Annotated in this window: 21 protein-coding genes; 8 read left to right on the forward strand and 13 right to left on the reverse strand. The window is 62.3% G+C overall.

Annotation, left to right across the window (positions count from 1 at the left end; all coding sequences use genetic code 11):
- Positions 1 to 22 precede the first annotated feature (22 nt).
- Together J0W34_RS14310 and J0W34_RS14315 are read right to left on the reverse strand one after the other, a co-directional pair.
- A complete protein-coding gene (locus tag J0W34_RS14310) occupies positions 23 to 421 on the reverse strand; it encodes a lysozyme inhibitor LprI family protein (RefSeq protein WP_230969234.1) in 399 nt (132 codons plus the stop codon).
- A gap of 10 nt (positions 422 to 431) precedes the next feature.
- A complete protein-coding gene (locus J0W34_RS14315) occupies positions 432 to 836 on the reverse strand; it encodes a cupin domain-containing protein (RefSeq protein WP_230969235.1) in 405 nt (134 codons plus the stop codon).
- 117 nt (positions 837 to 953) lie between these two features.
- Between J0W34_RS14315 and J0W34_RS14320 the strand changes: the two genes are divergently transcribed.
- Positions 954 to 1,751 carry a metal-dependent hydrolase gene (locus J0W34_RS14320; protein ID WP_230969236.1) on the forward strand — a complete coding sequence of 266 codons (798 nt, stop codon included), beginning with the start codon at positions 954 to 956 and terminating at the stop codon, positions 1,749 to 1,751.
- 13 nt (positions 1,752 to 1,764) lie between these two features.
- On the opposite strand, the gene J0W34_RS14325 is transcribed toward J0W34_RS14320, so the two are convergent.
- The 3 genes from J0W34_RS14325 to J0W34_RS14335 all read right to left on the reverse strand — a co-directional run bounded on the left by J0W34_RS14325 (position 1,765) and on the right by J0W34_RS14335 (position 3,415).
- The gene (locus tag J0W34_RS14325) at positions 1,765 to 2,406 is read right to left on the reverse strand and encodes a class I SAM-dependent methyltransferase (protein WP_230969237.1); all 642 of its coding nucleotides are present in this window, start codon (positions 2,404 to 2,406) and stop codon (positions 1,765 to 1,767) included.
- A 75-nt stretch (positions 2,407 to 2,481) separates the two neighbouring features.
- Positions 2,482 to 2,820 carry a zinc ribbon domain-containing protein YjdM gene (locus tag J0W34_RS14330; RefSeq protein WP_230969238.1) on the reverse strand — a complete coding sequence of 113 codons (339 nt, stop codon included), beginning with the start codon at positions 2,818 to 2,820 and terminating at the stop codon, positions 2,482 to 2,484.
- 145 nt (positions 2,821 to 2,965) lie between these two features.
- Positions 2,966 to 3,415, reverse strand: coding sequence for a CopD family protein (locus J0W34_RS14335; RefSeq protein ID WP_230969239.1), 450 nt, complete (start codon positions 3,413 to 3,415; stop codon positions 2,966 to 2,968).
- Positions 3,416 to 3,548: 133 nt separating this feature from the next.
- Here J0W34_RS14335 and J0W34_RS14340 point away from each other — a divergent pair, with 133 nt between their 5' ends.
- Positions 3,549 to 5,099: a hypothetical protein gene (locus J0W34_RS14340; RefSeq protein ID WP_230969240.1), complete on the forward strand. Its 1,551-nt coding sequence runs from the start codon at positions 3,549 to 3,551 to the stop codon at positions 5,097 to 5,099.
- Between the two features lie 99 nt (positions 5,100 to 5,198).
- Here J0W34_RS14340 and J0W34_RS14345 read toward each other — a convergent pair whose 3' ends face one another.
- Both J0W34_RS14345 and J0W34_RS14350 read right to left on the reverse strand, forming a co-directional pair.
- Positions 5,199 to 5,624, reverse strand: coding sequence for a GFA family protein (locus tag J0W34_RS14345; protein WP_227817161.1), 426 nt, complete (start codon positions 5,622 to 5,624; stop codon positions 5,199 to 5,201).
- Positions 5,625 to 5,707: 83 nt separating this feature from the next.
- Positions 5,708 to 7,885 (reverse strand): OsmC domain/YcaO domain-containing protein, encoded by a 2,178-nt coding sequence (locus tag J0W34_RS14350; RefSeq protein WP_230969241.1) that lies wholly within the window; start codon positions 7,883 to 7,885, stop codon positions 5,708 to 5,710.
- 196 nt (positions 7,886 to 8,081) lie between these two features.
- Between J0W34_RS14350 and J0W34_RS14355 the strand changes: the two genes are divergently transcribed.
- The gene (locus J0W34_RS14355) at positions 8,082 to 8,537 is read left to right on the forward strand and encodes a hypothetical protein (protein ID WP_230969242.1); all 456 of its coding nucleotides are present in this window, start codon (positions 8,082 to 8,084) and stop codon (positions 8,535 to 8,537) included.
- Positions 8,534 to 9,100, forward strand: coding sequence for a hypothetical protein (locus J0W34_RS14360; RefSeq protein ID WP_230969243.1), 567 nt, complete (start codon positions 8,534 to 8,536; stop codon positions 9,098 to 9,100). The genes J0W34_RS14355 and J0W34_RS14360 overlap by 4 nt, the downstream gene beginning before the upstream one ends.
- A gap of 124 nt (positions 9,101 to 9,224) precedes the next feature.
- On the opposite strand, the gene pepN is transcribed toward J0W34_RS14360, so the two are convergent.
- From pepN to J0W34_RS14375, 3 genes are all read right to left on the reverse strand, one after another.
- Positions 9,225 to 11,864 carry an aminopeptidase N gene (gene pepN, locus J0W34_RS14365; RefSeq protein WP_230969244.1) on the reverse strand — a complete coding sequence of 880 codons (2,640 nt, stop codon included), beginning with the start codon at positions 11,862 to 11,864 and terminating at the stop codon, positions 9,225 to 9,227.
- A 258-nt stretch (positions 11,865 to 12,122) separates the two neighbouring features.
- Complete coding sequence (locus tag J0W34_RS14370) at positions 12,123 to 13,745, reverse strand: TRAP transporter large permease (protein WP_230969245.1); 1,623 nt, start codon at positions 13,743 to 13,745, stop codon at positions 12,123 to 12,125.
- Positions 13,742 to 14,287 (reverse strand): TRAP transporter small permease subunit, encoded by a 546-nt coding sequence (locus tag J0W34_RS14375; protein ID WP_227817165.1) that lies wholly within the window; start codon positions 14,285 to 14,287, stop codon positions 13,742 to 13,744. Before J0W34_RS14375 ends, J0W34_RS14370 begins: the two co-directional genes overlap by 4 nt.
- A gap of 184 nt (positions 14,288 to 14,471) precedes the next feature.
- On the opposite strand from J0W34_RS14375, the gene J0W34_RS14380 reads away from it, so the two are divergent.
- From J0W34_RS14380 to ribD, 4 genes are all read left to right on the forward strand, one after another.
- Complete coding sequence (locus tag J0W34_RS14380) at positions 14,472 to 15,113, forward strand: histidine phosphatase family protein (RefSeq protein ID WP_230969246.1); 642 nt, start codon at positions 14,472 to 14,474, stop codon at positions 15,111 to 15,113.
- 128 nt (positions 15,114 to 15,241) lie between these two features.
- The gene (glyA, locus tag J0W34_RS14385; RefSeq protein ID WP_230969247.1) at positions 15,242 to 16,492 is read left to right on the forward strand and encodes a serine hydroxymethyltransferase; all 1,251 of its coding nucleotides are present in this window, start codon (positions 15,242 to 15,244) and stop codon (positions 16,490 to 16,492) included.
- Between the two features lie 59 nt (positions 16,493 to 16,551).
- Positions 16,552 to 17,025, forward strand: coding sequence for a transcriptional regulator NrdR (gene nrdR / locus J0W34_RS14390; protein WP_227817168.1), 474 nt, complete (start codon positions 16,552 to 16,554; stop codon positions 17,023 to 17,025).
- 10 nt (positions 17,026 to 17,035) lie between these two features.
- Positions 17,036 to 18,148, forward strand: a complete 1,113-nt coding sequence (ribD, locus tag J0W34_RS14395; RefSeq protein ID WP_269144623.1) for a bifunctional diaminohydroxyphosphoribosylaminopyrimidine deaminase/5-amino-6-(5-phosphoribosylamino)uracil reductase RibD — start codon at positions 17,036 to 17,038, stop codon at positions 18,146 to 18,148.
- 5 nt (positions 18,149 to 18,153) lie between these two features.
- On the opposite strand, the gene J0W34_RS14400 is transcribed toward ribD, so the two are convergent.
- From J0W34_RS14400 to J0W34_RS14410, 3 genes are read right to left on the reverse strand one after another with little or no spacing between them, the layout of a single operon-like run.
- A complete protein-coding gene (locus J0W34_RS14400) occupies positions 18,154 to 18,906 on the reverse strand; it encodes a HesA/MoeB/ThiF family protein (RefSeq protein WP_230969249.1) in 753 nt (250 codons plus the stop codon).
- Positions 18,907 to 18,930: 24 nt separating this feature from the next.
- A complete protein-coding gene (locus J0W34_RS14405; protein ID WP_230969250.1) occupies positions 18,931 to 19,383 on the reverse strand; it encodes a hypothetical protein in 453 nt (150 codons plus the stop codon).
- Between the two features lie 22 nt (positions 19,384 to 19,405).
- Positions 19,406 to 20,821: a S41 family peptidase gene (locus J0W34_RS14410; RefSeq protein WP_227817172.1), complete on the reverse strand. Its 1,416-nt coding sequence runs from the start codon at positions 20,819 to 20,821 to the stop codon at positions 19,406 to 19,408.
- Positions 20,822 to 20,845 lie beyond the last annotated feature (24 nt).

Genomic DNA, 20,845 nt, shown 5'->3' on the forward strand with positions numbered 1-20,845 from the left:
CCGCTGCATGCCCCGAGGCGTATCAGCCCCCGGGCAGCCACTGGTCCCGCTGCAGTTCGCGGGTGCGCTGCTCGGTGCGCTGCTGCAGGCAACCGAGGTGGATCAACGTCACGATGCTGCCCCCGGCGTAGAGCTGCGCCTGGGCGGCACAATCGGCATCGCGGAAGGTGATCCAGGCCCGCTGCGCGTCGCGCAAGGCCAGGCGTGGTGACGGGCCCGCAACGCCGGGGGTGTTCTCGGCCGGCAGCGCCGCTTTGAGCGCGGTGTACGCTTCATTGAGGCGGGCATCGGCTGCATCGAGCTGCTGTCGGGCGCAGGCATTCATCTCCTGCGTGTTGGCCTGGGTCACGCACGGGTCTGCCCATGCGGTCGTGCTCAGGGCGATCAGGGCCATCGTCGCCCAGGTGTGTCTTGCTGGCATGCGGATGCGCTCAAACGGTCGGTGAAGCGGAGTTTTCCGTGCCCTCGCCCGGGGTGATGAAGATCATCCTCGTCGGCAGGTGCGGCACGGCAGTGTGCCACGTGTCGCGCGGCACGATCAGGAACTGCCCGGGCACATTCAGCCGGACGTGCTGGTCCCCCGCCGCGGTGCGCAGGGTCAGCGTGACGTCGCCATCTAGCAGAATCACCGTCTCGTCACCGGCCGGATGTCGCTCCCACGTGGGCCAGGGTGCCGAGAACTCGAAGGCCGAGATGAGCACATGCCCGCGAAACGAATCGAAGTCGGCATCGAGGCGCTGGTACACGTCGGGCGTCACCGGCACGGGGCTCACCGTGAGCGCCGGCGACAGGACGGCAAACACCTTTGAGAGTTGATCGGATGCAGGTGGCGTCATGCCCGGCTCCGGGAATTGCACGAGTGCTCACACTATAGCCCGCTCCATCCGCCATGTCGGGGCGGAACGCTTGCGCGGTGTGCGGGTCCATCGGAAGAACCCTGACCGGAGACTCCGATGAAGAACCGACTCAAGAGCGCACTGCTGGTGCTGAGCGCCGTGACCCTCCCGGCGACCGCCGCCGAACTGCTCTGGTACGGCCAGGCCGCCGTCAAGATCACCACCGATGCCGGCAAGGTCATCCTGATCGATCCGTTCATCACCAGGAACCCGAAAACGCCCGAGGCACTCAAGGACCTTTCCGGACTCGGCAAGGTGGACCTCATCCTCGTGACCCACGGACACGGTGACCATGTGGGGGACACCGCCGAGATCGCGAGGATGACCGGCGCCAAGGTGGCCATGAACGCCGACATGGGTCACACCTTCAGTACCCTGGGCGTGGTCCCTGCCGATCAGTTGATCCGTTTCAACAAGAGTGGCCCCATCAAGCCAGTGGATGGGGTCACGGTCACCATGGTGCGCGCTGAGCACAGTTCCGAATTCGTGCACACCGATGCCGACGGACACAAGTCGGTCCATCCCGGCGGCGAACCGGCGGGCTACATCATCGAGCTGGAGAACGGTTACAGGATCTACCACGCGGGCGACACGGGGGTATTCGCCGACATGAAAATCATCGGCGAGTACTACCGCCCGGATCTGGAGCTGCTCCCCATCGGCGGACATTTCACCATGGACCCGAAACACGCTGCCTACGCCGTCAGGAACCTGCTCAACAGCAAGCAGGTGCTCCCCATCCACTACGAGACTTTCCCGCCGCTCACGGGCACGCCGGAAGAATTCAAGGCAGCACTCGGCACCACGCAGACCAAGGTGATCGATCTGGCGCCGGGTGAAACGATGAAATTCTGAGGCCAGCCGGCGTTCAGGCGCTGGCCGCGCGCGACGACTGGCGCCGGGCGACGATGAACACCGCCTTGTTGGGGCCGGGGCACCAGATTTTCTCGACCTTGAACCCGGCCGATTCGATGTCGGCAATCAGTTCGTCACGCTTGAACGCCGTAAAGCGCGGCATGAACGGCAGCATGCGGAACAAAGGGGCCAGCATGCGGAACTTGAGCGGGCTGTCGCCCAGGCAGATGGTGCTTGAAATGAAGACGCCGCCCGACTTGAGCAGCGAATGGATCTTGCGCAGCGCCGCGCCCCTGTGGTCGAGCAAGTGCAGCACACTCATGGCAAGCACCGCATCCCATTCGCCTTTGGGGCTGTCGAGACGCTCGATGGTGGCCTGTTCGAAGCTCAGGTTGGCGAGGGCACTCTCGGCCACTTTCTGGCGGGCGATCTCCAGCATCTGACCGGAACAGTCGATCGCGTGGTAGTGCTCGACGTAAGGGGCGTGAAGAATGGCGGTCGAACCCGTCCCGCACCCGATTTCCAGCACCCGCGACAGGGGTGAGAAGTATGCGCGGGTGAATGCCAGTTTCTGCTCGTACGACGCCTGATCGGCAATGGGCGTACGGGCATATCGGCGCGCGATCGTGTCCCAGAACCAGACGCGGGTACTCATGCTTCATCCTTGGCGGTCATGCCTTGTTCAGGCTGTCGTGAAATCATACGCACTAGCCCGGCGCAGGGGCAGGCTTCACGCCTTCTTGACGAACTCCGACTTGAGCTTCATACCGCCGTAACCCGGAATCTTGCAGTCGATGTTGTGGTCGCCTTCGACCAGACGGATGCCCTTCACCTTGGTGCCGACCTTCAACGGCTGCGAGGCGCCCTTGACCTTCAGATCCTTGGCAATCACCACGTCGTCGCCGTCGGCCAGCAGGTTGCCGTTGGCATCCTTGACCACCAGTCCCTCATCCTGCGAAGCCGCGGCATCCTGGGACCACTCGTGTGCGCACTCCGGGCAGACGTACATGGCGCCGTCTTCGTAGGTGTATTCCGAGCCACAGCTCGGGCAGTTGGGCAAAGTGCTCATCAGATCAGTCTCGGTTGCATTTGAACGGGCCGAACCATGCCACAAAAACCCTGCAAATGGTACGGGAATGCACTCAACGCCAGCTCGCATCGCGCCCGGATTGCCGTCCGCGCGCGATACGCATGCGAACGCTCGGCCCGGTGGTTTATCGCGAGAAGGCCGCCGCGGCGACCGTCAGCACGGACAGCACCAGATTGAGGGCAACCAGCTGGCGGATATCGTTCAGTGCCGCGGCCGCATCCGGCCAGCGGCCGGCCGACACATGTCCGACCAGTCGCGGATAGAGGCGCCAATAGATGAACACGAACACCCCGGCCATGAACAGGCCGAGGACCATCATGGCCAGCCAGCCATGGGGCGCATAGCTCAGACCGATCCGCAGGATCATCCACAGTCCGCTGCCGATCAGGAGCACCACGGCGATCGCCACGTAACGGAAAAAACGGGCAAAGGTCGCCGCCCACAGGGCCAGGCGCTGGGGCGGCTCGAGGACGCTACCGGCAGCCGGTCGCAGACAGAAATAGGCAAAGGCCATGCCCCCGACCCAGAAGATGGCGGAGGAAAAGTGGATGAAGAGCAAGACGGCGTGTTTCATGGCGCAAAGACCCTCGAATGCAATAGGTGCATCTTACCGATAGCCCCCGCCAGCCCCCAAGGTTCATGCGTGCCCGTATGCGGCACCGCCGGCGCCCTCTAGAATGGTGCATCGCGCGACCGGAGTGTTTTCCATGGACTACGTGGATGCAAAGCTGCTGCTGGTCATCCTGCTCTCCCTGCCGATCTCCGCAGGGCTCGCCCTCTGGCTGGCACGGCGCTATCGCAGGGCCATGGTGGCGCTCATGCGCCGTTCCGCGCCATCCACGGTCGCTGCATTCCCGCCCCCTTCGCCGGGCCCGGCAAGGCCTGTTGCACCCGATGCCCGCTTCTCGAGTACCGACAATGCCCGGCGCAACCGGCACCTCTCGTTGCGGCTGGCGGGCATCAGTCTGGCGATCGGACTGAGCACCAGCGTCTACTACCTCACCGTTATCGAGCCGGACACCGGCTTCGGCTTTCGCCGCTGGCTCATCCTCGGGCTCATCCACAGCTGGCCGGTGATGGTCAGTCTCGGCCTGCTGTGGCGCTGGCCCCTGTGGCGTTCGGTGCTCGCGGTACAGGCCTATCTTGCGGCTCTGGTGCCGGTGGTGATGCTGGCCTCCAACAACGAGCAGTCCGCGCTGGCTGTCAGCCTCTGGCTGCTAAGCACCACCCTCGTGCCCATGCTGGCCCTCTTCTACCTGACCGCTTCCGGGCAAATCCGCGCCATTGCGCCGCTGCTGTTTCCCATCGTCGCGCTGCTGCTGACCGCCTCCATCCTCGGACTGGATGTGGGCGCCGCCTGGACCGAACATCCCCCGGAGTGGTTCACCGCGCTGGTCACCACGATCGGTGCATGGCCCACCATCGTCCTGCTGACCATCACCCCGTGGCTGATTGCCGCCGGACCCGCCGTCTGGCTGTTTCGCACCCTGGCCCAGCGCTATCGCCGCAAGGCATTCTCGGAGCTGAGCTACCTCACGACAAGCATCTGGCTGGTGATCCTGACCAGCGCCGCGCTGCCGGCAACCCACAGCGCCGGAGCGCTCGCCTTCGGCTCACTCGCCGCGATTCTCTGGGTCCCACTCGGTTTCCGGCTTTTCGCGGGAGAAACGCCGCCGCCCCAAGGCGTGCCAACGCTCCTGATCCTGCGGGTCTTTCAACGCGACGCCGAGGTCGAAGCCCTGTTCGACGACGTCACCGAGCGCTGGCGGACAAGCGGCAACACCATCCTCATTGCGGGCACCGACCTCATCAGCCGCACCCTCGACGCGGACGATCTGTTCGTCTATCTGAGCCGGCGCCTCGGGGAGCGATTCATTGCCACCCCGGATCAGGTGAGCGCTCGCCTGGACGAGTTCGACCTGGCCCCGGATGACGACGGGCGTTACCGGGTGAACGAGTGCTACTGCACCGACGCCAGCTGGCAGCATGCACTGGTTGCCCTGGTCTCCCGCGCCAACTATGTGCTCATGGATCTTCGCCAGTTCAAGGCGCACAACGAAGGCTGCCGGATCGAACTGCGCCATCTCGGCCAAGCTGCCCATCTGCGCCGGATTCTGATCCTTCACGATCAGGACACGGACCGAACCACCGCCGGGCGCGACCTGGGCACCGCGGCAACCCAACGGGTGAAGTGGATCGACCTGACCGGTCGGCGGGCGGATGGAGCGCAGGTGTTGAGCGCCCTGGAGCCCGACTGACACCATGGTCCGGGCGGACCCGTTCAGGGCGACAGCCGCGAACGGGCTCGGGTCGCGCCGCCAACCACAAGCCGCCCTGGCAGCACCATGTGGCCGCGGTCAGTTGTCAGAGGAGAACAGCGCCAGCACCTCGGCGCCGGTCATCTCCTTGGTGTCGTTACCGAAGGTGTAGTACGCCGGTTTCTCGTCAATGAACACCTGATGATCGAAGTGCAGTCCGGCGTCCTCGTCGAACAGGCCGACCGGCACGAAATGCATGTTGTTCTGTTTGAGCCGATAGAACATGTGGGTGCCACACGCGGTGCAGAAACCGCGCTCGGCCCACTCCGACGAAGCATAGGTCTTGATGTGTTCGGCACCCGAGAATTCGACCTGGTCACCACAATTGACCACCAGGAGCGGCCCGCCGCCCCACTTGCGGCACATGGAGCAGTGGCAGGCGCCCACGGCAGTGGGCATGGCCTTGGCGGTGACGCTCACCGCGCCGCACAGGCACTGGCCTCTGGATTCGATGCTGTCGGACATGTCGGGCTCCGTTGAGTGAATACCGGCCACATCATGCCATTGTTATAGCCCCGATGCAGCGCTGCTGCGTCGGGGCCTGCCCGTCAGGCCGCCGCCCTCGCCCGGTGCAGTTTCTTGTAGCTCTCGATCAGGCGTAGATGCTTGTCCAGCCCTTCGAGTTTCATGCTGGTGGGCGTGAGCCCGTGGAACCTGAGCTCGCCATGCACGGAGCCGATCACGGCGTCCATGACATCGTCGCCAAACATGCGGCGCAGGTTGTGCTGGTAGTCCGCCAATTCGAGGTCTTCATCCAGCGCAATGTTGAGCACGGCGTCCATCGCCTGATAGAACAGGCGGCGCTCGACGGACGCATTGTTGAAGGTGAGGAAGTCCTCGACCATGTCGCTGGCGTCTTCCAGATTGCCGAGCGCCAGGTGAATCAAGCCCTTGAGCTCACCGATGGTCAGCTGCCCCCACACCGTGTTTTCATCGAATTCGATGCCGATCAGGGTCCGGATGTCGGTGAAGTTGTCTTCTTCACTTTCTTCCAGCCGCTCGACCAGATCGGCCAGCTGGTCGTCGTCCAGCGAGTGGATATTCAGGATGTCAGAACGGAAGGCCAGCGCCTTGTTGGTGTTGTCCCAGATGAGATCTTCAACCGGATAGACCTCGGAATACTCGGGCACGAGAATGCGGCAGGCCGAGGCACCGAAATGCTTGAAGGTCGCGACATACACCTCTTTGCCAAGCGATTCGAGAATGCCCATGAGGGCTTCGACCTCCTCCTCGTTGGTGCCGGAGAAGTCCCAGTCGCAGAACTCGAATTCACTGTTGGCACTGAAGAAGCGCCATGAGATGACGCCGGTCGAGTCGATGAAGTGCTCGACGAAGTTGTTCGGCTCGGTCACCGCCATGCTGTTGAAGGTGGGCAGCGGCACATCGTTGAGCCCCTCGAAGCTGCGCCCTTGCAGCAACTCGGTCAGGCTGCGCTCCAGGGCCACTTCCAGGCTCGGGTGCGCGCCGAAGGACGCGAACACCCCGCCGGTACGCGGGTTCATGAGCGTGACGCACATGACCGGGAATTCGCCGCCCAACGAGGCGTCTTTCACCAGCACCGGAAAGCCCTGCGCCTCCAGCCCCTTGATGCCTTCGACCACGCCCGGATAGCGCGCCAGTACTTCGTCGGGCACATCCGGCAGCGCCAGCTCCTGCTCGATGATCTGGCGTTTCACCGCCCGCTCGAAAATCTCGGATAGGCACTGCACCTTGGCCTCGGCCAGCGTGTTGCCCGCGCTCATGCCGTTGCTCAAGAACAGGTTCTCGAGCAGGTTGGAGGGGAAGTACACCGTTTCGCCATCCGACTGGCGCTCGAACGGAATCGCACAGATGCCGCGTTCGACATTGCCCGAGTTGGTGTCGATCAGGTGCGAGCCACGCAGCTCGCCATCCGGGTTGTAGATACCGAGACAATAGTCGTCGAGCAGCCCCTTGGGCAGGCGGTCATTCCTAGTGAGCTTGAACCACTTCTCGTTCGGGTAATGCACGAACTCGGCGTTGGCGATCTCTTCGCCGAAATACTGGTCGTTGTAGAAGAAGTTGCAGCTCAGGCGTTCGATGAACTCGCCCAGCGCGGAGCACAGCGCACTTTCCTTGGTGGCGCCCTTGCCGTTGGTGAAGCACATGGGCGAAGCCGCATCGCGGATATGCAGCGACCACACGTTGGGCACGATGTTGCGCCAGGACGAAATCTCGATCTTCATGCCCAGCGATTCGAGCATCGCCGTCATGTTGGCGATGGTCTCTTCCAGTGGCAGATCCTTGCCGGTGATCATGGTGCGGGTGTGCTGGTCGGCCACGCCCACCGCCATCAGCGAGGCATCTTCGTCCAGGTCTTCAACGACCTCGATCTTGAACTCAGGCCCCTCCTGCACCACCTTCTTGACCGTACAGCGCTCGATGGAACGCAGGATGCCGGTTCGGTCTTTCTCCGAAATCGAGTCCGGTAGTTCGACCTGAATCTGGAACGTCTGCTTGTAGCGATTCTCCGGATCGACAATGTTGTTCTGCGACAGCCGGATGCCTTCGGTCGGGATATCGCGCGACAGGCAATACACCCGCACGAAATAGGCCGCGCACAGGGCCGACGAGGCCAGGAAATAGTCGAACGGACTCGGCGCCGAACCATCGCCCTTGTAGCGGATCGGCTGGTCGCAGGTAACGGTGAAGTCGTCGAACTTGGCTTCGAGGCGAAGCTTTTCGAGGAAATTGACTTTGATTTCCATTCAGGTGCTCAAGGCATCATGCGCTCGTACTTCAACTGCCGACGTGCACAACGCACTGATCGGCCGGCAGGAGGTGAGGCAAGCAAGTTTTCGTGGGATCGTTCATCGAACAAAAATGTTATGACGTGCGCAATTTAACGCATCGAGCTCAGCAAACCATATATGCTTTACAAATATTCCATCAGTGTGGTAATTCATGAAAATTCTTTTTTCGACGGCGCTGTTCTCGATGACAATCATCGGCTGCGCAACACCTACAACTCGCCTCAACGCTCAGGATCTCTCTGCGCTCGAAGCGTTCGAAAAAATATGCCTCGAATTCGCACCCTCCTTCGAGGGATCCCAGCAGGCATCCCGCGCCGCTGGCATCAACGATTTCTTCGAAGACTCCGCCGTGAAAAAGATGGGGTTCAATAATGGCCATAGCCTTGGCGTTCAAATCGAGTTGAACAAAGAGTGCGTCATTACAACGCCGGAAAGCAAGAATCGCACACTCACTCAACGATTTATTCAAACCATTGCCAGGCACGCGACTGAAAAACCGGCGCTGACAATGCCAACGTCCGCAAAATTAGGTGGAACGACATTTATCTTCCTCCATGATCGTTCTCGTGGGGAAGCCTATGTAATGCTGAAGGCGGAAAAGAAATGAGCGGAGTAACCCTGCCAGTTCGTCTGAAGGATGCTGGAACGTGGCAGTTTCCGATCGGCCCGTATCACCTGCTCGCCCATCGTTGTCTCAATTGGTTGGCGGCTGCCTGTGTTGTGTCCCTCTTGGTCTTAACAGGTTGCGCAGGGCGAACACCTCATTACAGCCAATATCAACTCGACGAGCGCGCGGGAACAGCAATCGTCGAACTGTCGTCGCGCGAAACAATCGGGGCGACGATTTTTACCAATGGATTGGACTGCTCGTCGCCACATCATTCTGACGAGAACAAGTTTCTCGTTGAGGCTTACAAGGAGCTGGCCATTTCCGTGGGCACCAACGACGGTCACATGCGCTGTGATGTCATCGCATCTTTCATCCCGATGCCAGCAGAGCATTATCTCGTCACATTTGAGTTGAATCGGAAGAAACGAGCGTGCTTTCTGAAAGTTCGGCGCTATGCAACCGAGAACGGCGACAAGCTCCAACCCGTACCCACCTTCAAGCAGCGACGCCGACGCACACCGTGGGACAATAGCGGCGCGTTTTGCTACGAATCACAATGATGCCGAATCTCCTGATTGCGAGCACGCTTCTGTTTGCAGTCTATGCGTTGTCGAGACACGCGTAGGAGTGGAACCAGATTCGAGCTAAGGATCACAGGTCTCTCCTGATGCATCGGATTTGCGGTCATCCCAACGCCTTCTCCAGCACTTCCCGCACATCCGGGCTCAGCGCCTCATCGCCCACCAGTGCCTCGATCTGCGCCTTCGCCTGCTGTTGCAGTTCCGGCGTGTAACGGCGCCAGTTTTCCAGCATGCGGGCCATGCGTGAGCACACTTGCGGGTTGCGGGCATTGAGTTCGCGGATGCGGTCGGCCCAGAAGCGGTAGCCGGCGCCATCGGCACGGTGGAACTCGGCCGGGTTGTTGCGGAAGAAGCCGCCGAACAGGCTGTAGATCTTGTTCGGGTTGCTCAGGCTGAACGCCGGGTGCCGGGTGAGCGCTTCGACCCGCTCCAGCGTGCTCGGCTGGGCTTCGCTCCAGCGCCAGGCGGCCGCCTGCACGGAGAACCACTTGTCCATCACCAGCGCGTCCTGGCTGAATTCCTGCTCGAAGGCCTTGAGCGCCAGATCAGCCGATTCGATGGCCGGGCTCTGGACCAGCGCCAGCAGCGCGCCGAAGCGCTCGGTCATGTTGGTGGCGCGGGCAACGCGCAACTCGGCGGCGGCAACACCTTCATTGACGTTGGCCGCGCACAGGTAACGCAGCGCCAGATTGCGCAGCGAGCGCTTGCCCGCGTCGGCCGGGTGGTATCGGTACTCGCCCGGCACCGCCATGGCCTCATCGATGCGCAGCCAGTCCTGCGCCAGCTCGGTGCCGATGGCCTTGCTCATGAGCATGAGCGCGGTGCGAAGCGCCGCCGGGTTGGCCACGTCCATCTGCTCAAGCAGATAGGGTTCGGAAGGCAGGGTGAGCGCCACGGCACGGAAGGCCGGGTCGAGCGCCTCGTTGTTGAGCAGCACGTCGAAGGCGCTGATGAAAGCTTCGGGCACTTTCGGGTCGCCTGAGGCGGCCATGCCCAGCAGCGTGCGGGTCATGTAGCGCTGGGTGGCGTCCCAACGGTTGAACGGGTCGGCATCGTTGGCCATGCGGAAGGCGAGCTTCTCATCGCTTTCATTGACCGCCATGACCACCGGCGCAGAAAAACCGCGCAGCAGCGAGGGCACCGCGTCGGTGGGAATCCCGTCGAAGACGAACTGCTGCTGCATTTCCTTGAGTTGCAGCACACGGGTGGTGGTGCCCGCCTCGGCTTCGCCCTTGAGGCGCAGCGGCAGATCCATGCCATCAGCGCCGATGAAGCCCACGGCCACCGGAATCTGCAGCGGCTCGTCATCCTTGTCGGGGCGGGACTGCGTCAGCGTGAGCGTGCACTGCCCGTCGGCGAAGGCCACGTCGGCATGCACGGTCGGCGTGCCGCGCTGGCTGTACCAGCGCATGAACTGGTCGAGATCGACGCCGTTGGCCTCGGACATGGCCTCGACGAAGTCGTCGCAGGTGACCGCCTGACCGTCGTGGTAGCTGAAGTACAGGTCCATGCCGTTGCGGAAGCCCTCCACCCCGAGGATGGTGTGCAGCATGCGGATGACTTCCGAGCCCTTCTCGTAAATGGTGGCAGTGTAGAAGTTGTCGATGGCCTGATAGGCGTCCGGGCGGATCGGGTGCGACATGGGGCCGGCATCTTCCGGGAACTGGGCGGTGCGCAGCACACGCACATCCTCGATGCGTTTGACGGCCCGGGCGGTTTCCCCTCCGGCCCGGGCGAGCATGTCGGCCGAGAACTGCTGGTCGCGGAAGACGGTGAGACCTTCTTTCAGGGTGAGCTGGAACCAGTCGCGGCAGGTGACGCGGTTGCCGGTCCAGTTGTGGAAGTATTCATGCGCCACCACGCTCTCGATGTTTTCGTAATCCACATCGGTGGCGGTTTCGGGCTTGGCCAGTACGTACTTCGCGTTGAAGATGTTGAGGCCCTTGTTCTCCATCGCGCCCATGTTGAAGTCGCCCACGGCGACGATCATGTAGCGGTCGAGATCCAGCTCCAGTCCGAAGGTCTCCTCGTCCCAGCGCATGGAGTGCTCAAGCGAGTCCATGGCATGGCCGGAACGATCAAGGTTGCCCTCCTCCACATAGACTTGCAGCAGCACTTCGCGTCCGCTCATGGTGGTCGCCTTGCGTTCGAGCACCACCAGATCCGCGGCCACGAGCGCAAACAGATAACACGGTTTGCGGAACGGGTCTTCCCACTTGGCAAAGTGTCGCCCGGCCTCCAGATCACCCTGGCCGACGAGGTTGCCGTTGGAGAGCAGCACCGGGTAATCGCGTTTGTCGGCTTCGAGCGTGACCGTGAATCGCGCCATGACGTCCGGACGGTCCGGGAAGCAGGTGATGCGGCGGAAGCCCTCTGCCTCGCACTGGGTGAACAGCCCGCCGGCCGACTGGTACAGGCCGGAGAGCTCGGTGTTGAGCGACGGGTTCAGGCGCGTGACCACCACGACTTCGACCGCATCCAGACCGGGCTCCACCTCGATCTCGATACGCCCGCCTTCGTCTCGCATCTTGCGCGGCGGCTCGCCGTTGATGGTGAGGTCTTCGCGCATCAGGCCTTCGTGCAGCAACACCAGCGGCCCGTCGCCCTGACGCACCATCTGCATGGTGTTGCGCACGATGGTCGCTTCCGGATCAAGTGAGAAGTACAACTCGACGGCATCGACTGTCCAGGCCAGGGGGCGATAGTCGGCGCGGCGAATGGTCGGAGCGTGTTCTGTTCTCATGGGGTTGTCGCTGGCGCGCAGGGCGCAGTATTGAATTCGAAGCCCCGAGTGTAGCGCGGCTGAGCCATCGACGACCTGCCGCTGGGCACCGATAGCAAGATGCTATCCGGGCGATTGAGCAATGCAATACGCCAACATCATGCGGGCGTCTAACCTGAAAGAACACCCGACCGACTCGGCACCGGTCCCGCAAGCGGCGGAGGCGGACAGTTTGAGGAGAGGGGGACGGGGGCGCTCCTGATGGACCGCCCCCGTTTTTCACTGGTTCTGCTTGTCGGCTTCGGCCGCGTCCCTCAGGGCGTCCATGAGCGCCGCGTTCGGGTCCGGCTCTTCGGCCGGTGCGGCCTCGGAGCCCGACTCTGCAGGTGCCTCAAGCCCCGGGATGGCCGGTGCATCGCTGCCGTATCCGCCGTCGCCGTAACCGCCACCATCACCGTATCCGCCACCGCCGCCATAGGCATCAGGGCTCTGGATGTTCAGTTCGATGGTATCGAGGTCCACATCAAGCGGCGGATCTTCGTTGATGGTCACCAACTGCGGGAAGGAAAAGATCACCACCAGCGCAATGAGCTGAATGACGATGAAGGGGATCACACCACGGTAGATCTGCATGGTCTTGATCCCCTCGATCCGCTTGCCGGTCACCGCATCCTTGTAGGCAGCAGCCGGGGCCACGCTGCGCAGGTAGAACAGCGCAAAGCCGAATGGCGGCGTCAGGAACGAGGTCTGCATGTTCAGGCCGATCAACACCAGGAACCAGACCATGTCGATGCCCATGTTCTGCGCCACCGGTCCGATCAGCGGCAGCAGGATGAAGGCGATCTCGAAGAAGTCGATGAAGAAGCCCAGCACGAACACCAGCAAGCTGACCACGATCAGGAAGCCGATCTCGCCCCCCGGCACCAGGCTGAACAGGTGCTCCACCCACAGGTCACCGTTGACGGCGCGGAAGGTGAGCGCAAACACGGTGGAACCGATGAGAATGAACATCACGAAGGTGGCCAGGTTGGCTGTCGTCTCCAGCGCCCCTTTGATCACGCCCAGACTGAGACGCTTGCGCATGCCGGCCAGCGCCAGGGCACCCACAGCGCCCATGGCCCCGCCCTCCGTCGGCGTCGCCAGACCGATGAAGATCGTGCCCAGCACCAGGAAGATCAGCACCACCGGCGGCACCATGGCCACCATCAGGCGCTTGAACAGAGCCGTGCCCTGCAAGGTACGCGCCTCGACCGGCAGCGCAGGCACCGATTCGGGCTTGATGATCGAAAGTACGAAGACGTAGATGATGAGCATCGCCACCAGCAAGGCGGACGGAATCATCGCGCCGGCATAGGCGTCACCCACCGACACCTGCAACACGTCCGCCAGCACGATCAGCACCAGCGATGGCGGAATGATCTGCGCGAGCGTACCGGACGAGCAGATCACCCCCGCAGATACTTCACGGGAGAAGCCGTAACGCATCATCACCGGCAGCGAGATCAGGCCCATGGAGATCACCGAGGCTGCCACCACGCCCGTGGTCGCCGCGAGCAAGGCACCCACAAGAATCACGGCATAGGCAATACCGCCGCGAATCGGCCCGAACAACTGCCCCGCCGACTCGAGCAAATCCTCTGCCATGCCCGAGCGTTCGAGAATGATGCCCATGAAGGTGAAGAACGGGATGGCCAGCAAGGTATCGTTGGCCATGATGCCCAGCACACGTTCGGGCAGTGCCTGCAGCAGCGCGGGCGTCAGCAGCCCCAGTTCGATGCCCAGGAAACCGAAGAACAGACCGTTCGCAGCCAGCGCGAAGGCGACCGGGAAGCCACTGAGCAGAAAGATGATCAGCGAGGCGAACATCAGGGGCGCCATGTTGGCGATGACGAACTCGGTCATTTCGCCTCCCCTTCATGCGGCAGATCGATACCGTGTTGCTCCTGCTCTTTCTCCAGCGAATCGGGCCCGTGCCCGGTCAGGAAAGCGAGGCGTTTGATCAGCTCGGAGAACCCCTGCAAGGCCAGCAGCCAGAAACCCACTGGAATGAGGAGCCGTACCGGCCAGCGGATGAGACCACCCGCATTACTCGACATCTCGCCCATCTGATAGCTGTCGACCACACCGGGCCAGGACATCCATGCAATCATGACGGCGACCGGGATCAGGAACACCGCCAGGCCGATCACATCGACCCAGTTGCGTGCCTTGGCCGAAATCCGGTTCGAGACTAGATCGATACGCACATGCTGGTTCTTGAGCAGCGTGTAACCGGCCCCCAGAATGAACACCGCCGAATACAGATACCACTGCACTTCGAGCATGGCGTTCGAACTGGCACTGAACGCATAGCGACTGATCGCATTTCCGGCACTGATCACGACCGCACCGAGAAGCAGCCAGATCGCGTATCGACCCACATGGTCGGTGACCCAATCGATCACCGCCGAAATTCTCAATAGGAAGGACACCCGCAGCCCCCTCATCCACGCTTTAGAATTGAGGTCGGCAGACGCGTGTTAGCCTGCCGACCTGACATTGAGGCGCATTATCCCGACACTATTCCCGCGAGGGCATCAGGGGAAACGCGTAAACGCCCGAAATCATTCATATACACAAGACAGATTCATGACCGACATTGTCCGCTTCTGCGTCGTCCGCCACGGTGAAACCGGCTGGAATGCCGAACGCCGCCTGCAGGGTCACGTGGACATCCCACTCAACGCCACCGGTGAAGCGCAGGCCCAGGCGACGGCGCAGCTCCTGAGCGGGCACGCATTCGACGCAGCGTACACCAGCGATCTTCGCCGCGCCGCCGATACCGCAGCAGCCATTTGCGCATCACGTCGCCCAGCCTCGCCACGCGCCGACCTGCGCGAGCGTCACTATGGCATCTTCCAGGGTCTGACCTATACCGAAGCCGAATCCCGGCATCCCGAAGCCTATGCCCATTTCGAGGCGAGAACGCCGGACGAACCCATCCCTGGCGGTGGCGAAAGCCTCACCCGGTTTCAAGCCCGCATTCGTGCCGCCTTCGACGCCATGGCCGATGCACATGCGGGTCAGACCGTGCTGGTCGTCGCGCACGGCGGCGTGCTCGACATTCTGAATCGCATGGCGCGTCAGCGACCGCTCGAAGCGCCGCGTGATTTCAAGATCCCCAACGCCGCACTCAACTGGCTGCGGCGCGCCCCCGAGGGCTGGTCCATCGAGGCATGGGCTCAGGAGGCCCACCTGCCTGGCGCACGGGACGAACTGCCCAATAGCTGAACACCGGCGAACCTGGCGCGCAGACCTCAAAAGCCCCGCGTATTCAATGATTTCGGCGAACAGGACTGGATTTTTGTGCGGGTGCACGTGCTAGAATCCGCTTTTGAACCGCAACTGACTCCAAGCTCATGTTCTCCAAGCAAAGCACGCTCGCCAAAACCGACCCGGAACTGTGGGAAGCCATCGTCGCTGAAAACAAGCGCCAGGAAGACCACATCGAACTGATTGCCTCTGAAAACTACGTCAGCGCCCCCGTCATGGAAGCCCAGGGCTCCCAACTGACGAACAAGTACGCTGAAGGGTATCCGGGCAAGCGTTACTACGGCGGTTGCGAATATGTGGATGTGGCCGAGCAGCTGGCCATTGACCGCGCCAAGGCCCTGTTCGGCGCCGAAGCCGCCAACGTGCAGCCGAATTCCGGCTCACAGGCCAACCAGGCCGTGCTGATGGCCTTCCTCAAGCCGGGCGACACCATCATGGGTCTGAGCCTGGCCGAAGGCGGTCACCTCACCCACGGCATGGCGCTGAACATGAGCGGCAAGTGGTTCAACGTGGTTTCCTACGGCCTCGACGCCAAGGAAGCCATCGATTACGACGCCATGGAGCGTCTGGCCATGGAGCACAAGCCGAAGCTGATCATCGCCGGCGCTTCCGCCTACTCCCTGCGCATCGACTTCGAACGCTTCGCCAAAGTGGCAAAAGCCGTCGGCGCCATCTTCATGGTCGACATGGCCCACTACGCCGGCCTGATCGCCGCCGGTTTCTACCCGAATCCGGTCCCGCACGCCGACGTGGTCACCACCACCACGCACAAGACCCTGCGCGGCCCGCGCGGCGGCCTCATCCTGATGAAGGAAGAGCACGCCAAGAAGATCAATTCCGCGATCTTCCCGGGGCTGCAGGGTGGCCCGCTGATGCATGTCATCGCCGCCAAGGCCACCGCCTTCAAGGAGGCCATGGCCCCTGAATTCAAGACCTATCAGGAACAGGTGATCGCCAACGCCCGCGTCATGGCGCGCGTGCTGGGTGAAGAGCGCGGCCTGCGTATCGTCTCCGGCGGCACCGAGAGCCATGTCTTCCTGGTCGACCTGCGCAACAAGCGCATCACCGGCAAGGCCGCTGAGGCCGCGCTGGGCAATGCCCACATCACGGTCAACAAGAACGCCATCCCGAACGACCCGGAAACCCCGTTCGTCACCTCCGGCGTCCGAATCGGCTCCCCGGCCATGACCACGCGCGGCTTCACCGAAATCGAAGCCGAGAAAATTGCGCATCTGGTCGCCGACGTGCTCGACGCCCCTGAAGACGAAGACAACCTCGCCCGCGTGCGTGCTCAAGTGAGCGAGCTGTGCGGCAAGTTCCCGGTCTACGGCGCCTGACCCGGATGGCGGATCGATGACCTCTTTCACCGTCCGCCCTTCAACCACGACGAACGCCTATGAAATGTCCGTTTTGTGGTGATCCCTCGACGCAGGTCACGGATACCCGTGAAAACGAAGACGGCGACATCGTTCGTCGCCGTCGTCGTTGCGTCCAGTGCGACAAGCGTTTTACCACCTACGAGCGCATCGACCTCAAGATGCCGCACATCGTCAAGCGCAACGGCACCCGGGTCGAATTCGATCGCAACAAGCTCAACGCCAGCATGACCCTGGCCCTGCGCAAGCGCTCGGTGCCGCTTGAAGATATCGAGGCGGCGGCGGCTCGCATCGAAGGCAAGCTGCTGGCCATGGGCGAGCGCGAGATTCCGTCCGAAGCCGTGGGCGAACTGGTGATGCGCGAGCTCAAGAAACTCGACAAGGTCGCATACGTGCGTTACGCCTCGGTTTATCGCAATTTCGAAGACGTGGACAAATTCTCCGAAGCCATTCGCGAAGTCTCGCGGACGCGTCGCACCAAGCAATCCAGCTAAGGGCGCTCCATTGGCCCCGAACTCCCCGGCTTCGTTTTCCGCCACCGATCACCGTCTCATGGCGCGCGCCCTCCAGCTGGCCGAACGCGGCTTGACGACGACCACCCCCAATCCGCGCGTCGGCTGCGTGATCGCCCATGGTGAGAGCATCGTTGGCGAAGGCTGGCATCAGCGCGCGGGCGAGCCCCATGCCGAAGTGATTGCCCTGCGCCAGGCCGGTGATCGTGCGCGCGGCGCCACCGCTTACGTCACCCTCGAACCCTGCGCTCACCACGGTCGCACGCCCCCCTGTGCCGATGCACTCGTGGCCGCCGGTGTGGCCCGTGTGGTTTCTGCCCTGAGCGATCCGAACCCGAAGGTCTCCGGACGCGGTACCCAGCGCATCCGCGACGCCGGCATCATTGCCGACGAAGGGCTGATGCGCGCCGAGGCCGAATCACTGAACATCGGCTTCATCTCCCGGATGACCCGAGGGCGTCCCTGGGTGCGCCTTAAAGTAGCCACCACCCTTGACGGCAAGACCGCGCTCAACAATGGCGTCAGCCAATGGATTACCGGCCCTCAGGCGCGCGCCGACGGACATGCCTGGCGCGCTCGTGCATGCGCGGTGCTCACCGGATTCGGCACGGTGCGCGAAGACAACCCGCAATTGAACGTACGGGCAGTACCTTGCGAGCGCCAGCCCCTCAAGGTAGTGGTCGACTCACGTCTCGAGACCCCACTCGATGCGCGATTGTTCGACGGCTCTCCGGTGCTGATCGCCGCCGCCATCGATGATGCGGACAAGATATCTGCGCTGGCCGGCAAGAACGCGGAAGTCGTCCTCTTGCCCAACACCCACGGAAAAGTCGAGCTGGCGGATCTGTTTCAGGAACTGGGACGGCGCGGCATCAACGAAGTCCACGTCGAGGCCGGATTCAAACTCAACGGATCCCTCCTGCGCGAGGATTGCGTGGATGAGTTGCTGATCTACCAGGCCCCCATGCTCGTGGGCGACGCCGCCCAGGGGGCGTTCAACCTCGAGGAACTGGTATCACTGGACGGAGCAAAGCGGCTGGAAGTGTTCGATCGCCGCATTCTCGGCGACGATCTGCGCATTCGCGCGCGAATCAGCCGCGACTGAAAAAATCAGACGTTAACGCCGCAAACGGCACAGGACGGGTCCTTTGCGAGCCCGATACTGCGCCAATCCATGTTGAGGCCATCAAGCAGGAGCAGACGCCCTGCGAGCGACGTACCGCATCCGGCCAGCAACTTGAGCGCCTCGGCCGCCTGACTGGCACCAATGATGCCGGTAATGGGCGCGAAGACCCCCATGGTGGCACAGCGGACCGTCTCAACGTCCTCAGCTTCGGGGAACAGGCAGTGATAGCACGGCCCCTCACCTTCCCGAAGATCAAAGACATAGAGTTGGCCGTCAAAACGGATGGCAGCGCCTGACACAAGCGGCTTGCGATGTTTGAAACAGGCGCGATTGACTGCGTGCCGGGTCTCGAAATTGTCGCAACAGTCGAGCACCACATCGGCCAGCGCCACCTGTTCCTCCAGAGCCTCGCCCTTGAGCCGGGTCTTGAGCGGCACCACCTCCACTTCGGGATTGATGCGTGCGAGCGTCGCCTTGCCCGACATTACCTTGGCCTGCCCCACGCTCTCGTGCGTGTGCAGAATCTGGCGCTGGAGGTTGGTCAGATCGACGTCGTCATCGTCGGCCAGGACAAGCGTCCCGACACCTGCCGACGCCAGATACATTGCCGCCGGCGATCCAAGGCCACCGGCACCGATCACCAGCACGCGCGCATCCACGATGTGCTGCTGCCCCTCGACGTCGATTTCGGGCAGCAGGATATGGCGGCTGTAACGCAGCAGTTGATCGTCGTTCATCAGGATGAGAGCTCTGGCGTGGGCTTACTTGTAGTCGCGCAGTTCCAGCGGTGTGTCGTCGTGATCACCGTGCGGGTGCTGGTCATAGACCTTGATATACACCTCGTTAGACTGCTTGATGAGTCGCTCGGGGGACGCGATGTTGTGCCGCTGGGTCTCTTCGGTAAAGTACACCAGCGCTCTCACGAGCTTGGTATAGAGCGTGTTATCGAGGTGAAAGCCGGCATCGCGCAGCGCAGCTTCGAGCATTTCAAGCGAGAAATCGAGCACCGAATACTCGACTTCAAGCGTCCGCTCTTTGACTTCCGACAACCGGACCTTGAGGCCCTTCAGGCGCTGGAGCGCGGTCAGGGCCTTTTCGGTCTGCTCAGGCGGGAGTGGCCGAAAGGATATTTCGCGCCGTTTGACGAGCCCGGTGGCAGCGACACGGGCATCGTGTCGGCGGCCGGCCAGCTTGTAGGCAGTCTCTCGGCGCATAGTATCCCCTGAACAGTCGTGGTTATTCCTTGACTGTATTCTGGACGATCGGCTCGCCCTTGAGAAGCTTCAATGCCTGCTGGAACTGGAAATCCTCGGCGCTGGCGGGCTCAATGCGCTTGAAGGGCTTTTCTTCATCCGCCTTGGCTTCGCCCGACGCGCCCTCTTTGGCAGCATCCTCCGTGGCCGGCAATTCCTTGGCCACCGGCAGCTTCTCAGCATCCGGGTCCTTGTCATTGATCAGATGCCCAACCAGGTCAGCCTCGCGCACGCGACGGCCGACCCCACGCTCGTTGGGATCTTCGACCACGATGTCGGGCACGATGCCCGTGGCCTGGATCGAGCGGCCATTGGGCGTGTAATAACGCGCTGTCGTCAGCTTGATCGCAGTCGTCTCTGACAAGGGCAGAATGGTTTGCACCGAACCCTTGCCGAAGGTCTGGGTGCCAAGCACTTTCGCCCGCTTGTGATCCTGAAGAGCCCCCGCAACGATCTCCGAAGCCGAAGCGGAACCGCCATTGACCAACACCACCATCGGCACGTCCTTCACGCCGGCTGGCAGATCACGCAGGAAGTCGTTGCCACCGCGAAGGTAATCGTCGGGCGACGCGGTGAATTCGCGTTTGGCATCTTCAACACGACCGTCGGTCGAGACCACGACGACATCCTTGGGCAGGAAGGTGGCGGAAACACCGACCGCGCCATGCAGCAGACCGCCCGGGTCGTTGCGCAGATCGAGCACGAGGCCTTTGAGGGGGCCGTTTTCATACAGGCGCCCCAGATGCGTGGTCAGGTCACGCGCAGTGCTTTCCTGGAACTGGGTGATGCGCACATAACCATACCCATCTTCCGGGGCCTTGGACTTGACGCTCTGTACGCGGATCACATCACGCACGATGGTGATGATGACCGGCTTGTCCTCGCCTTCGCGGGCAATGGTCAGCACGATGTTCGTGCCTGGCTTGCCGCGCATCTGCTTCACGGCCTCGCCAAGGGTCATGCCTTTGACGGGCGTATCGTCGAGCTTCACGATGAGGTCACCCGCCTGCACCCCTGCGCGGTAGGCCGGCGTGTCCTCGATGGGGGAAATGACTTTCACGAAGCCATCTTCCATGCCCACTTCAATGCCGAGGCCACCGAACTCGCCCTGCGTGCTTTCCTGAAGGTCTTTGAAGGCCTCCACGTCGAGATACGCTGAATGCGGGTCGAGCCCGGTCACCATGCCACTGATGGCATCCGTAATCAGGGTCTTGTCTTCGACCGGTTCGACATAACTTTGCTTGATCGCGTTGAAAACGCTGGCCAGAGCACGAATCTCCGGCACGGGCAGGGGCTCCAGGGCGGCCTTGTCGGCCTGGGCCGGAAAGTTCAGGCTGATCAGGACGCCAGCACACAAGCCGGTCAGCACAAGTCCTGCCTGTTGCAGTTTGCTACGCATCGTCTCTCCAATTAGCCGCTCGCG

It is taken from the genome of Nitrogeniibacter aestuarii, assembly GCF_017309585.1.
Lineage (GTDB): Bacteria > Pseudomonadota > Gammaproteobacteria > Burkholderiales > Rhodocyclaceae > Nitrogeniibacter > Nitrogeniibacter aestuarii.